This is a genomic window from Nocardiopsis sp. NPDC058631 (genome assembly GCF_042716955.1).
In the GTDB taxonomy this organism is placed as follows: domain Bacteria; phylum Actinomycetota; class Actinomycetes; order Streptosporangiales; family Streptosporangiaceae; genus Nocardiopsis.
This window is the reverse complement of sequence record NZ_JBHXQY010000082.1, coordinates 1-13,190: the sequence shown is the minus strand read 5'-3', so window position 1 is coordinate 13,190 and position 13,190 is coordinate 1. Positions and strand designations below refer to the sequence as shown.

Below are 13,190 nucleotides of genomic sequence, written 5' to 3'. Positions count from 1 at the left end.
GCCTGGTGAACCGTGCCGAGAAAGTTTTTCGGCGCGGTTCTCATTCCGATGCGCCATCACCCAACGTGATGCTACGGTTGCAACGAGTTCGAGGGTGTCATGGTTCTCCTCCCGCCTCCGTGCGGGGCGAACCGGCACCGGTGTGACCGTGGCGGCGCCGCCGCACGGGACCGTCCAGCGGTAGAGAAACGAGGGGCATCATGGTGCTCACGGGCAGGGGGTGGCTGGTGTCGACCGGTCGCGCTGTCTGTGTGTCCCGGAGTGCCTGCGCTCGCCTGCTGCTCCTGTCCGGCATCGTCGCCGTTGCCTGGCTGGCCGGGGGGATCGGTGTCGCCCACAGCGAGACCGCCCACGGCGTCGACGGACTGGTCGACCGCGTCATGGACCTCGGCGGCACCGCCGAGGAGACCGGCACGGCCGTCGTCCAGCAGACCCGCAACACCCGGCTCTCCGACACCGCCGCCCAGGCGGGCTCCGCCACGGAGACACTGACGGGCACCGTCGTGCCCCGGGCCGCCGCGCTTCCCGCGAACGCCCTGGACGAGACCGGTGTCGTGTCGGCGCTGGAGGAGACGAGGACCGGAGCCGCGGCTCACAGGGTCGTGGACGACACCGCATCCACCGTGGACGGGACCGCGCGTGGCGCGGGAAGCCTCGTCGGCGGTATCGCCCGTACAGGGCAGGACGTGGTCCGCTCCACCGACGATTCGCTGCGTGGCGGCGGACTGGTGGGAACGGTCGCCGAAGGGCTGACCGAGTCCACTCGCGCCGTCCACGGGGGGATCAGCGAAACCGCGAACGCGACGGCCCCCCTGGGCCTGCCCGTTCTCGGAGCCACGGACGAACTCACCACGGACCAGGCCGGTCCCGTTGTCGAGCGCACCGCCACCGAGCCCGGTCGCGGCACCGACGTGCCGCGTTCAGGCACGTCGGCGGACATCAGCGCTCGCGCGGCGTCGGCCGTATGGGGTTCGGCTGCCGTCGAGGCAGCCGAGCGGGTGCACGACGACGACCCCGGTGAGCGCATCCGCCTCATCGGTGGTGGCGGCTCGCACCACTCGGCCGGAGCGGACGCCACCGGCGCCACCGCCCCGTCCTTTCCCGCTCCCGGCGCTGCCGGGTTCCTGATGGCTCGGGCCGCCCACCTGGCTCCCCGTGCCCAGCGGGTCGCCCTTCCCGGCGACCCGTCCCTGGTCGTCCGCGACGCCGCGGACGACCCCAGCTTCGCCCCCGACTAGCCGCGTCTTCGACCGCGGCCGGTCCGTGCGCTCCCGCACGCAGCCGTCCTGCCGATTCCGGCGGGCGTGCCTTCACTCCGGCTTTTCTCAGAGCCCGAAGCTCTCCGACCGCGGTCACACGTGTAGCCAGCCGACCTTCTCGCTGACATAAGGACACGCGATGACCCACGCAACACAAGCACGTATCGCAGCACTGGTGACCGCCGGCTTCATCGCCGCCACCGCCGCCGCCACCGCCGGAACCGCCTACGCCGACATCGCCACGAGCGGGAACGGCTCCATCGGCGGGGGTAACCAGCTCGTCGTGGACGGTGACATCCCGGTGAACGTCTGCGGGAACGCGATCGCGATCCTCGGCCTCGCCGGCGCCCAGTGCACGGACTCGGGGGCCTCCGTGACCGAGGGCAAGTCGTCCACCGGCCGCGGGCCCCACGGCGGCTACGAGGAAGAGGAGCACGAGTCCTCGGAAGGGGAGACCCCGGGAGAGGAGTCGCCCAAGGAGGAGAACCCCGGAGGGGAGTCGCCCAAGGAGGAGAACCCCGGGGGAGGCGACCCCGATGAGGAGTCGTCGGAGGGTGAGACCCCCGGCCAGGAGGTCCCCGAGTACCAGGAGGAGTCCTCCGAGGGGGGCTCGGTGCCTGTGGACGAGCAGGCCGCACCGGGCGGACCCGGCTCCTCTTCCGAGGAGGTGCCCGCGCTGCCCGGTGAGCAGACGTCCGAGCAGCTCTCCTCGCTGTCGTCCGAGCCCGCCGCTTCGGAACTCGCGGTCACCGGGGCCGACGCGACCGGCCTGTTCGGTCTGGTCGCCGCCGCGGTCGCCGCGGTGGCCGCCGGGGTCGGCCTGGTCGTCGCCGGAAAGCGTCGCCGAGCCCGCGTCTGATCGGCTTCCCGGGCCGCTTCACGCGGCCCGGGGGCTGACGCGAGTCCCGTAGCACCGGCCGAGGCCACGTGCGCGGGGTTCACGTCAGCCGCCGCCCCACCGGGGCGGGGCTGATCGACGGGCGCGCGCGTCCACCCGCAACCAACGGGCCAAGACCGCGGCGCGCTCTTCCGAACCGGCCGACACGCACCGCCCAGTTGCGTGGCCGACCGGATGATCCCCGGCCTTGGCCGAAGGCCCGCACCCCACCCAGGGATGTGGAACGGCCTGTGGACCGAGCACCAGCACGCACAAGCACGCACAAGCACACCTTCTCTTCCACCTTTTCTCGAAAGGACTCCCCACATGCGTAAGTGGGCCAGCACCTCCGCGAAGTCCGTGCTCATGGCGGCGGGATTCGTCGCTCTGGGCAGTGGCGTGGCCTTCGCCGACACCGACGCCGCCACCTCTGGCAACGGCTCGCTCCTGGGCGGCAACCAGGCGGTCGCCAACGCCGACATCCCGGTCAACATCTCCGGCAACGCCGTCAGCGCCATCCTGGGCACGTCCGGCGCGTCGAGCACCAGCACCGGTGCCGCCGTGGTCGACCACCACAACGAGGTCGCGACCTCGGGCAACGGTTCGGTCCTGGGCGGCAACCAGCTGGTCGCCGACCTGGACGTTCCGGTGAACGTCTCCGGCAACGCGATCGGCGCGGTCGGCGGCGTGGCGGGAGCCGCGGCCACCGACACCGGCGCTCTGGTACAGAACGGCGGTGGCCGCCGCCACCAGTCCGCTGCCGCCGACTACACGGTGGAGGAGCTGCTGGGCGAGGCCGTCTCGAACATCAGCCTCCTGCCCGACACCTCCGGCGTGGACGCGGGCATCCTGCGCCAGTCGGCCCCGCGCGAGCACCAGTCCGTCTCCACCTCCGGCAACGGCTCGGCCCTGGGCGGCAACCAGCTGGTCGCCCACCTGGACGTTCCGGTGAACGTCTCCGGCAACGCGATCGGCGCCGTGGGCGGTGTCGCGGGAGCCGCGGCCACCGACACCGGCGCGCTGGTCATCGAGAAGGAGCCCGAGGTCGTGACCTCGGGCAACGGCTCCCTGGTGGGTGGCAACCAGCTGGTCGCCCACGGGGACGTGCCCGTCAACGTGACCGGCAACGCGGTCGCCGCCGTGGCGAGCCTGGCGGGCGCCAGCTCCACCGGAGACGGCGCCGCGGTCGTGCACCAGAGCGCGACCGAGCACCAGTCCGGGGTGCTGGACGCCGCCCCGGTCGTGAGGGACCTGCCCGAGATCCCCGTCTCGCAGCTGCTGCCCGTCGACTACACCCTGAGCGAGACCACGGCGCAGGCCGTCCGCGAGCACGCGCCCGAGCACGCCGACGAGCTGCCCGAGGCGGCTCCGAGCGTCGACGTCGTCGGCGAGCTGCTCGGCGCCGCGGGCATCGGCCTGTAGCGACGAGCGCGGGGTAGCGCCCCTGGGCCCGCCGCCCGAACCTGAGGATGCCGGCGCCTCGTTCCGTTTGGAACGCGGTGGACTGCGAGGTGCCGAATCCCACAGGACGGCGGCGACCCGGGGAGCGGGACCCCTGCCCCGGCACGCTGGTGCCGTGTGCGTCCGTAGAGCAGGTTGAGTCGCCTCCGCACTCCCGTTCCGTTTGGAACGCGGTGGACTGCGGGAGGGTGGAGGTGACGACGCCGGCTCGGGACGTGAGCCGAGTCCTCCCGGGAATATCCGGGAGGACTCGCCGCATTCTGGGGGATGTCGTCGCTCGGACGTTTTCAAGTGTGACCGAAGTCACTATGCGGGGAGGTTCCGTGTGTTCGTCGAAGGCGGCGACCGTTAACGGATGGGCGTTGCCAGGACAGCTCGCGTACGCTACGGACCGGTACCGGTACGCGAAGCGCTTATTCTGCGGATGCCGGTGGGTGTGAGCCGGGCGGTTGCCCGGGGCGGTGGACCCCGCACACGCGGAGAGGGTCCCGCCCGCCCATCGACGGGGGAGTGCCTGGAGTTTCGGTTACTGTCGGTTCCCACGGGAACCGACAGACCGCGGCCGGATAGATCACGTAAGGCTAGACGTAGGGGAACAGCGTGCCACCCACGAAGGGCAGCGCCGGTAACAACGGCTCGAAGGACAGCGGACGGCAGGGGGCGGGCACCGCTCTGGTCATCGTCGAGTCGCCCGCCAAGGCGAAGACCATCGCCGGTTATCTGGGGCGCGGCTACGTCGTGGAGTCCAGCATCGGTCACATCCGTGACCTGCCCAACAAGGCCGCCGAGATCCCCGCCAAGTACAAGGGCGAGTCCTGGGCCCGGCTCGGTGTGGACGTCGACGGCGACTTCGAACCGCTCTACGTCGTCAATGCGGACAAGAAGTCGCACGTCAGGAAGCTCAAGGAGCTCATGGCGGACGCCGACCTCCTTCTGCTCGCCACAGATGAGGACCGCGAGGGCGAGGCCATCGCCTGGCACCTCCTCGAAGAGCTCAAGCCCAAGATCCCCGTCCGGCGCATGGTGTTCAACGAGATCACCAAGGACGCGATCCAGCGCGCGGCGAGCAACACCCGGGAGCTGAACACCCGCCTGGTCAACGCCCAGGAGACCCGGCGCATCCTGGACCGCCTCTACGGCTACGAGGTCTCCCCCGTGCTGTGGAAGAAGGTCATGCCGAAGCTCTCGGCGGGCCGTGTCCAGTCCGTCGCCACCCGGCTGGTGGTGGAGCGCGAACGCGAGCGCATGGCGTTCACGTCCGCCGAGTACTGGGACCTCAAGGCGCTCTTCGACGCGACGGAGGCGGGCGTCCAGGAGGGGCCGACGACCTTCCCGGCCACCCTCGTCTCCGTGGACGGCACGCGCATCGCCGTCGGCCGCGACTTCACGCCGCAGGGGACGATGCGCACCGACCGCGACGTCCGCCAGCTGGACGAGGCGACGGCGCGCGGACTCACCGACCGCCTGGCCGGCGCCGGGTTCTCGGTCCGCTCGGTCGAGCGCAAGCCGTACCGCCGCTCGCCGTACGCCCCGTTCCGCACCACGACCCTCCAGCAGGAGGCGTCCCGCAAACTGGGGCTGTCCGCCAAGCAGACCATGCAGGTCGCCCAGCGGCTCTACGAGAACGGCTACATCACCTACATGCGTACCGACAGCACCACGCTGTCGGACAGCGCCGTCAACGCGGCCCGCTCCCAGGTGCGCAGCCTGTACGGCGGGGACTACCTCCCCGACAAGCCGCGCGTGTACGCCAAGAAGGTCAAGAACGCGCAGGAGGCGCACGAGGCGATCCGCCCCGCGGGCGACGCCTTCCGCACCCCCGCCTCGACGGGTCTGGCCGGCCCCGAGTTCCGGCTCTACGAGCTGATCTGGAAGCGCACCGTCGCCTCCCAGATGAAGGACGCGGTCGGTGAGTCCGTCACGGTGCGGATCGAGGGGACCTCCTCCACCGGTGAGGTCGCCGAGTTCAGCGCGACCGGCAAGATCATCACCTTCCACGGCTTCCTCAAGGCCTACGTGGAGGGGTCCGACGACCCGGCCGCGGACCTGGACGACCGTGAGCGCCGCCTGCCCGCGATGGCCGAGGGCGACCCGCTCAAGGCCCAGAACCTGGAGGCCGAGGGGCACAGCACCCGGCCGCCGGCGCGCTACACCGAGGCCTCGCTCGTCAAGGAACTGGAGGAGCGGGAGATCGGTCGCCCCTCCACCTACGCGTCGATCCTCGGCACCATCCTGGACCGCGGCTACGTGTTCAAGAAGGGCACGGCCCTCGTACCCTCCTTCCTGGCCTTCGCCGTGGTGCAGCTGATGGAGCGCCACTTCGGCAACCTCGTGGACTACGAGTTCACCGCCCGTCTGGAGGACGTGCTCGACGACATCGCGCGCGGCGAGGCGGAGAGCCTGCCCTGGCTCCGCCGCTTCTACTTCGGCGGCGAGGACACCGAGGGCCATCGGGAGACCGGTCTCAAGGAGCTCGTGGGCGACCACCTGTCGGAGATCGACCCCAAGGAGGTCAGCTCCCTGCCGCTGCCGGGCACCGACATCGTGCTGCGGGTGGGACGCTACGGCCCCTACCTGGACCGCGACGGTGTGCGGGTCAACGTGCCCGAGGACCTGGCGCCGGACGAGCTGACCGAGGCCAAGGCCGAGGAGCTCTTCGCCCAGCCCAGCGGCGACCGCGAGCTCGGTACGGACCCTGGGACCGGCCGTCCCGTCGTGGCCAAGAACGGCCGGTACGGCCCCTACGTCACCGAGGTGATCGAGGAGCCGGAGGAGGCGGAGGGAGCGACCAAGCCCAAGCGCGCCAAGGCCAAGGTCAAGCCGCGCACCAGCTCGCTCCTGAAGTCGATGAGCCTGGACACCGTCACCCTGGACGACGCGCTGCGTCTGCTGTCACTGCCCCGCGTGGTCGGCGAGATCGACGGCGACGAGGTCACCGCGCAGAACGGGCGGTACGGCCCCTACCTCAAGAAGGGCACCGACAGCCGCTCCCTGGAGACCGAGGAGCAGATGTTCACGGTCACCCTGGACGAGGCGCGCGCGATCTTCGCCCAGCCCAAGCAGCGCGGTCGCCGTGCCGCGACCCCGCCCCTGCGCGAGCTGGGCGAGGACCCGGTGTCGGGCGCCAAGATGGTGGTCAAGGACGGCCGCTTCGGCCCCTACGTCACCGACGGGGAGGTCAACGCCTCCCTGCGCAAGGACGACCAGGTGGAGTCGATCACCGACGAGCGCGCCTCGGAGCTGCTGGCCGAGCGCCGCGCCAAGGCGCCCGCCAAGAAGAAGCCCGCGGCCAAGAAGGCCCCGGCCAAGAAGCCCGCCGCCAAGAAGACGACGGCCGCGAAGACCGGCACCACCACGAGGACGGCCGCCAAGAAGGCCCCGGCCAAGAAGACCGGCGTCCCCAAGACCTCCGCGAAGGGGACTGCGGACGAGAACGGTTCCTAGGGTGTGTTCCATGGGGGCTTTCGGTTGACTCGGCGCTTGCGCCGATCGACGCGAGCGGCTTCCAGGCCATCTCTCGTGAGACGAGTAGCGCAGGTCAGCCCGGGTTTGGCTGTCCGAGCGCAGTCGGCGCGGCGAGAGGCAGCCTGGGTGACGCGAGCCCGGAATGATCCGCGGAACACGGCCTAGCGGCCGACGGAGCCCCCTTCCCGTCCGCGGGTCGCCACCGAAGGCCCTCGCCCACCCGGGCATCCCCCGCAGGGGTGCCCGGGTGAGTACTATCTCCGTGTCCGCACCGGTGGGCGGTCTCCACCCCTGTTCGGAAATGATCTTCCGTACTAGTGTGGGCGTGACTCATGAGGACGCAGAATCGTGTGCGATCCCCGGCGTCACCCACCGAATTCTGGGACGGATCCCGTGTCCGTCATTCCCTTTCCCCCTCACTGATAATTTTGAGCGCTATGAGCAGATCTGCACCCGGAGCGCCAGTCGAGGCGCGAAACGTCCTCGCGATCACACCCTTCCGCAGGCTGTGGATCTCGCTTTCCCTCTCCAGCCTGGGTGACTGGCTGAGCCTGCTGGCTCTGATGTCCCTGGCGGCGATCTTCACCGCCGACAGTTCCCCACTCGTGCAGTACCTGGCCCTCAGCGGCGTCGTGGTGATCAAGCTCGCGCCGTCTATCCTGCTGAGCCCGCTGGCCGGGGCGGTCGCGGACCGCCTCGACCGCAAGTGGACGATGGTCGTCACCGACGTCCTGCGCGGCGTCCTGTACGTCTCGATCCCCCTCGTGGGCCTTCTCCTCCCGGACTTCGCCCTGGGGTGGCTGCTCATCGCCAACCTCCTGGCGGAGCTCGTCGCCCTGTTCTGGGCGCCCGCCAAGGACGCCACCGTCCCCACCCTGGTCCCCCGCAAGCTGGTAGCCCAGGCCGACAGGCTGAACCTGCTCACCACCTACGGCACGGCCCCCGTCGCAGCCCTGCTGTTCGCGGTGCTCGCCTCGGTCGGCAACGTGCTCGGCGCCCTGCTGCCCTCCATGGCGAGCCCCGAGGCGGACATAGCGCTCTACCTCAACGGCCTCACCTTCTTCGTCGCGGCGGGCGTCGTCGGCGCGCTGCCGATTCCCAAGCACAAGTCCGCCAGGGACAGTGAGAGCGACACCCGTGACAGCGGGATCCTGCGGGTCGTGGCGACGGGGCGGCGGCCCGGCGGGGAGCCGCTCCCCCGCGGCCTCGTGGCGGGCCTGCTCGGCTCGCTCGCGGGCGGTGCCGCCGTCATCGGCGTCGCACGCGTCCACCTTGAGGGCCTGGGCGCCGGCAACGCCGGTTTCGGCGTCGTCTTCGCCTCGGTCTTCGCGGGGATGGCCCTCGGCGCGGTCTCCGGGCCCCGCATCCTCAAGCAGTTCAGCCGCAGGCGCCTGTTCGGCCTGAGCATCGCCCTCTCCGGCCTGGCCCTGCTGTTCGCGGGCGCCGTCGGGGACATGGTGCTCACCGCCGTCCTCACCGGACTCCTCGGAGTGGGCGCTGGCATCGCCTGGGCCACCGGTCTGGCGATGATCGGCGACGAGGTCGAGGACGACAACCGGGCGGGAGCGGTCGCCTTCGTGCACGGCTCCGCCCGTGTCGCGCTGCTGCTCGCCATGGCGCTCGCCCCGCTGGCCGCCGGCTTCATCGGCGACTACGCCATCCCGGTCGGTCCGCTCACCTACGACCTGCGCGGCGGCGGCGTCGTCCTGATGGCCTCGGGGCTACTGGTCCTCCTCGTGGCGCTGGTCTGCTACCGCCACATGAACAAGGACCACCCGGACGCCGGTCCGGGTCTGCTCCCCGAACTGTTCGCCGCCCTGCGGGGCGTCGCGGTCAGCCAGGACGAGGAGGAGCCTTCCGCGCACTCCGGCGCGTTCATCGTGGTCGAGGGCGGCGAGGGCGCGGGCAAGTCCACCCAGGTGCGCGAGCTGACGGTGTGGCTGCGAGAGCAGGGCTTCGAGGCCATCGGCACCCGCCAGCCGGGTGCGACCAAGCTCGGCATGCGCCTGCGCGGTCTGCTCCTGGACCGGGAGAACTCCCACATCACCCCGCGTGCGGAGGTGCTGCTGTACACCGCCGACAAGGCCGACCACGTCGCACAGGAGATCCTGCCCGCGCTGCGGCGCGGCGCGGTCGTCATCAGCGACCGCTACGTGGACTCCCTGCTCGCCTACCAGGGCGCCGGCCGCGACCTGTCCGTGGACGACATCCGGGAGATCAGCGACTGGGCCACCCAGGGCCTGGTCCCGGACCTGACGGTGCTGCTGGACGTGCGCCCCGAGGAGGGACTGTCCCGCCTGGGCGGTCCCGCGGACCGCATCGAGGCCGAGTCGGTGGAGTTCCACACCAGGGTCCGCAAGGGCTTCCTGGACCTGGCCAAGGCCGACGCCGACCGCTACCTGGTGCTCGACGCCCGGGAGCCGCAGGACAAGATCACCCGCGAGATCCAGCGGCGGGTCCGCTCCCTCCTGCCCGACCCCGTGCCGAGCAGCGCCGAGGCGGTCACGGGCATGATCCCGGTGATCAGGAACGACTGAGCAGCGGTACCCGGCCGGCGAGGGCCGGGACGCGCTGACGGGGGAGGCCCCGGCGGAGGACCGCCGGGGCCTCCCCCGTCCCGTCCGGGCTGTCCGCAGGGGAACCCGGGGCAGGGGCCCGTCAGACCGGGAGGAGGACGGCGATCGCGACACCGACGAGTGCGACGAGCGCGACGATCACGCAGCCGAGGACGAGGGCGCCGATCCGGTCGGCGGCGGACATCCCGCGTTTGGGAGGTTCGGGCGGGGCGAACGAGGGCCGGCCGGTCCGCCCCCCGAAGGGCGACCCGTCCTCGGGGAACGGGGAGGAGCCCTGCCCGGTCGGGGGTTCGTGCCGGGGCTGGAAGTGCGGTGAGGGGGGATGCGTCAAGGGGGACTGCTCCGGATCTTCTACGAGGGACAGGGGGAAGGGACGGAGGTCGCGAAGGTCCGGGGGACCGCCGCGGTGGCCGTACGCGGAGCGGGCGTGCTCGACCGGGACAGCACCACGTTATCCACCCGCGCGGGCCTGTGGACAACGGTCCGGGCGTCGGTGGCGGCTCCTATCCTGAGAACAGACATCAGCGGTGGTTCTCGGGGGGAAGCGTGACGGTCTTCGACGACCTCATCGGCCAACAGGCCACGGTAGGCCAGCTCCGGAGAGCCGTGGCCGGGGCGTCGGACCTCGTCGCCGGGGGCCGGGGTACGGGGATGACCCACGCCTGGCTGTTCACCGGGCCGCCCGGCTCGGGACGTTCGGAGGCGGCCCGGGCCTTCGCCGCAGCCCTGCAGTGCCCCGACGGCGGCTGCGGGCACTGCCCCTCCTGCCACCAGGTGCTCGCCGGGACCCACCCAGACCTGTTGTACGTGCGCCCCAGCGGGCTGAGCTTCGGTGTCGCCGCCACCCGCGAGCTGGTGCTGCGGGCGAGCTCCAAACCCTCCGGCGGCCGGTTCCGGATCGTGCTGTTCGAGGAGGCCGAGCGTGCCACCGAGGCCGCCTCCAACGCCCTGCTCAAGGCGGTGGAGGAGCCTTCCCCGCGCACCGTGTGGCTGCTGTGCACGCCCGCGCCCGACGACCTCCTCGTCACCATCCGCTCCCGCTGCCGACTGGTCACCCTCACCACCCCCGGCACCCGGGAGCTGGCGGCCTCCCTCGTCCAGCGCGACGGGGTCGACCCCGTGCTCGCCCAGGCCTCCGCGGTCGCCGCAGCGGGCCGCATCGACCGGGCCCGGCAGCTGGCCACCGACCCCGAGGCGCGCAGGCGCCGGGAGGAGGTGCTGTCCATCCCAGCCCGGCTCGACGGTCTCGGCTCGTGCGTCACCTCCGCCGCCCGGCTCTACGAGATCGCCGAGGAGGAGTCCAAGGCCCTCACCACGGCCCTGGACGAGAAGGAGAAGGACGAGCTCAGGACCGCGTTCGGCGAAGGCTCCACCGGCAAGGGGGTGGCCAAGGCCATGCGGGGGTCCGCGGGCGCGATGAAGGACCTGGAGGAACGGCAGAAGCGCCGGGCCACCCGGATCAAACGCGACTCCTACGACCGGGCCCTGCTCGATCTCGCCGCCTTCTACCGGGACGTCCTGGCCCTCCAACTGGGGGCCGCGGTCGAGCTGTCCACCGGCGAGCGCTCCGCGGACCTGGAGCGCGTGGCCGGGTCCAGCTCCCCCGAGACCACACTGCGACGGGTCGACGCCATCATGGAGTGCCGCGGGCGCATCGGGGCGAACGTGCACCCCCAGATCGCCATGGAGGCCATGACCTCCGCCCTCCTGGCCGGTGGGGGCGCGTGACACGGACGGCCGCCCCGGACCCACGCGGGACCGCGCACCACAGACGCTCCGGGCCCGGTCTGCCCGGCCCGACCGGCACCGGTACAGGCGGCCCCGGACCGTCGACCGGAACGCTCCGAAGGACACGCCCCCAGGGCTGAGAGACAACACGCCGCGCGGCCGGGCCGTGCGGCGCCGACGACGCGCCGACCACCGGTCGGCGGTAACGAGAGGGCGGACATCCGTGGCGACGAGAGTTCGGGGGGCACTGGCGGCGGCACTGGCCGGTGCGGTGCTGCTGGCGACCGGGTGCACGGGCGGGGAGGACGTCCCGGAAGAGGGCAACGTCGCCACCTCGGACCCCGCACTGGCCGACTTCACCGACCAGGAACTCGCCTGGGGCGAGTGCGACAGCGGACCGGAGGGCGCGGAGTGCTCGGTCTACGAGGTGCCCCTGGACTACGACGAACCCGGCGGTGAGCGCGTCGAGATCGCGGTCAAGCGCTTCCCCTCGGAGGGCGGCGACCGTATCGGCTCCCTGCTGGTCAACCCCGGTGGGCCGGGCGGCTCCGGCTACGACTACGTGGACCACGCCGCCTCCACGGTCAGCGACGCGGTGCGCGAGAGGTTCGACGTGGTCGGGTTCGACCCGCGCGGTGTCGGCCGCAGCTCACCGCTGACCTGCCTGGACACCGAAGGGCTCGACGAGTTCCTCGGAGGGGTGGACGAGGTCGAGGGGGACGGTGACATGTCCGAGGTCACCGAGGCGGAGCTGGCGGAGCTGGTGGAGGACAGCCGCGGGTTCGTCGAGGCCTGTCAGGCCAACGCGCCCGAACTGATGCTCCACATGGGCACCGTCAACGTCGCCCGCGACATGGACATCCTGCGCGCCCTGGTCGGCGACGAGCAGCTGACCTACCTCGGAGCCTCCTACGGCACCCACATCGGCGCACAGTACGCGGAGGAGTTCCCCGACAGGGTCCGCGCCCTCGTCCTCGACGGTGCGGTGGACCCCAGCCAGGAGCAGCTCGACCTGAGCGTGGCGCAGGCCACCGGGTTCGAGACGGCTCTGCGGGCCTTCATCGAGGACTGCCTGGGGCAGCAGGGCTGCCCGCTCGGTGGCTCCGGGGACAGCGTGGAGGACGGGGTCGGTGCGCTGAGCGACTTCCTGGCCGAGACCGCGGCGGAGCCGCTGTCCAACAGCGTCGACGACCGCGAGGTCAACCGGGCCCGCGCCGAACTCGGTGTTCTCGCCGCCCTGTACACCGAGAGCTGGTGGCCGCTGGTGCGCCAGGGCCTGACCGAGGCGATGGAGAACGGCGACGGCACCATGCTGCTCCAACTCGGCGACGACCTGTACAGCCGCGGCGAACCGGCGACCTACGAGAACTCCACTGCGGCGCTCATCGCGGTGAACTGCTCGGACTCGCCGAGTCCGCGCGACGTCGACGCGTACGTCCAGGCGGCGGCCGAGGCCGGCGAGGAGTCGCCGATCTTCGGCCCGACGCTCGCCTGGGGCGCCCTGCCGTGCGCGTACTGGCCGGAGGAGGCGGTGACCCCGACCACCGGCCTGGACGGCTCGGGTGCCGACCCGATCATGGTGGTGGGCACCACCCGGGACTCGGCCACCCCGTACGTGTGGGCCGAGGCGCTGGCCGGCCAGTTGGAGTCCGGGTTCCTGGTGACCCGTGACGGCGACGGCCACACCGCCTACCGGATGGGCGACCAGTGCGTCGACGACATGGTGGACGCCTACCTGATCGACCTGACCGTCCCCGAGGACGGCATGGCCTGCGCCTGACCGGGCGGGGCCGGGACACCGGGGTGCCCCGCACCCCGGTGTCC

General features: G+C 71.8%; 8 protein-coding genes. 7 read left to right on the top strand and 1 reads right to left on the bottom strand.

The window, feature by feature from the left end:
• Window positions 1-200 precede the first annotated feature (200 nt).
• The 5 genes from ACFWTE_RS22725 (at window position 201) to tmk (ending at window position 9,599) form a co-directional block, all read left to right on the top strand.
• Complete coding sequence (locus ACFWTE_RS22725; protein ID WP_378781803.1) at window positions 201-1,238, top strand: hypothetical protein; 1,038 nt, start codon at window positions 201-203, stop codon at window positions 1,236-1,238.
• 160 nt (window positions 1,239-1,398) lie between these two features.
• Window positions 1,399-2,118, top strand: coding sequence for a chaplin family protein (locus ACFWTE_RS22720; RefSeq protein ID WP_378781801.1), 720 nt, complete (start codon window positions 1,399-1,401; stop codon window positions 2,116-2,118).
• 345 nt (window positions 2,119-2,463) lie between these two features.
• Complete coding sequence (locus ACFWTE_RS22715) at window positions 2,464-3,558, top strand: hypothetical protein (RefSeq protein ID WP_378781800.1); 1,095 nt, start codon at window positions 2,464-2,466, stop codon at window positions 3,556-3,558.
• Window positions 3,559-4,197: 639 nt separating this feature from the next.
• The gene (gene topA / locus ACFWTE_RS22710) at window positions 4,198-7,041 is read left to right on the top strand and encodes a type I DNA topoisomerase (RefSeq protein WP_378781798.1); all 2,844 of its coding nucleotides are present in this window, start codon (window positions 4,198-4,200) and stop codon (window positions 7,039-7,041) included.
• 458 nt (window positions 7,042-7,499) lie between these two features.
• On the top strand, window positions 7,500-9,599 hold the full coding sequence (gene tmk / locus ACFWTE_RS22705; protein ID WP_378781796.1) for a dTMP kinase: 2,100 nt from the start codon (window positions 7,500-7,502) through the stop codon (window positions 9,597-9,599).
• 121 nt (window positions 9,600-9,720) lie between these two features.
• On the opposite strand, the gene ACFWTE_RS22700 is transcribed toward tmk, so the two are convergent.
• Complete coding sequence (locus ACFWTE_RS22700) at window positions 9,721-9,969, bottom strand: hypothetical protein (RefSeq protein WP_378781794.1); 249 nt, start codon at window positions 9,967-9,969, stop codon at window positions 9,721-9,723.
• 215 nt (window positions 9,970-10,184) lie between these two features.
• Here ACFWTE_RS22700 and ACFWTE_RS22695 point away from each other — a divergent pair, with 215 nt between their 5' ends.
• A complete protein-coding gene (locus tag ACFWTE_RS22695) occupies window positions 10,185-11,366 on the top strand; it encodes a DNA polymerase III subunit delta' (protein WP_378781792.1) in 1,182 nt (393 codons plus the stop codon).
• Window positions 11,367-11,589: 223 nt separating this feature from the next.
• A complete protein-coding gene (locus tag ACFWTE_RS22690) occupies window positions 11,590-13,146 on the top strand; it encodes an alpha/beta hydrolase (protein ID WP_378781790.1) in 1,557 nt (518 codons plus the stop codon).
• Window positions 13,147-13,190 lie beyond the last annotated feature (44 nt).

What these genes read in the sequence shown, in the direction of transcription:
- ACFWTE_RS22725 (WP_378781803.1), top strand. Translation starts at nt 201, where the DNA reads ATGGTGCTCACGGGCAGGGGGTGGCTGGTGTCGACCGGTCGCGCTGTC.
- ACFWTE_RS22720 (WP_378781801.1), top strand. Translation starts at nt 1,399, where the DNA reads ATGACCCACGCAACACAAGCACGTATCGCAGCACTGGTGACCGCCGGC.
- ACFWTE_RS22715 (WP_378781800.1), top strand. Translation starts at nt 2,464, where the DNA reads ATGCGTAAGTGGGCCAGCACCTCCGCGAAGTCCGTGCTCATGGCGGCG.
- tmk (WP_378781796.1), top strand. Translation starts at nt 7,500, where the DNA reads ATGAGCAGATCTGCACCCGGAGCGCCAGTCGAGGCGCGAAACGTCCTC.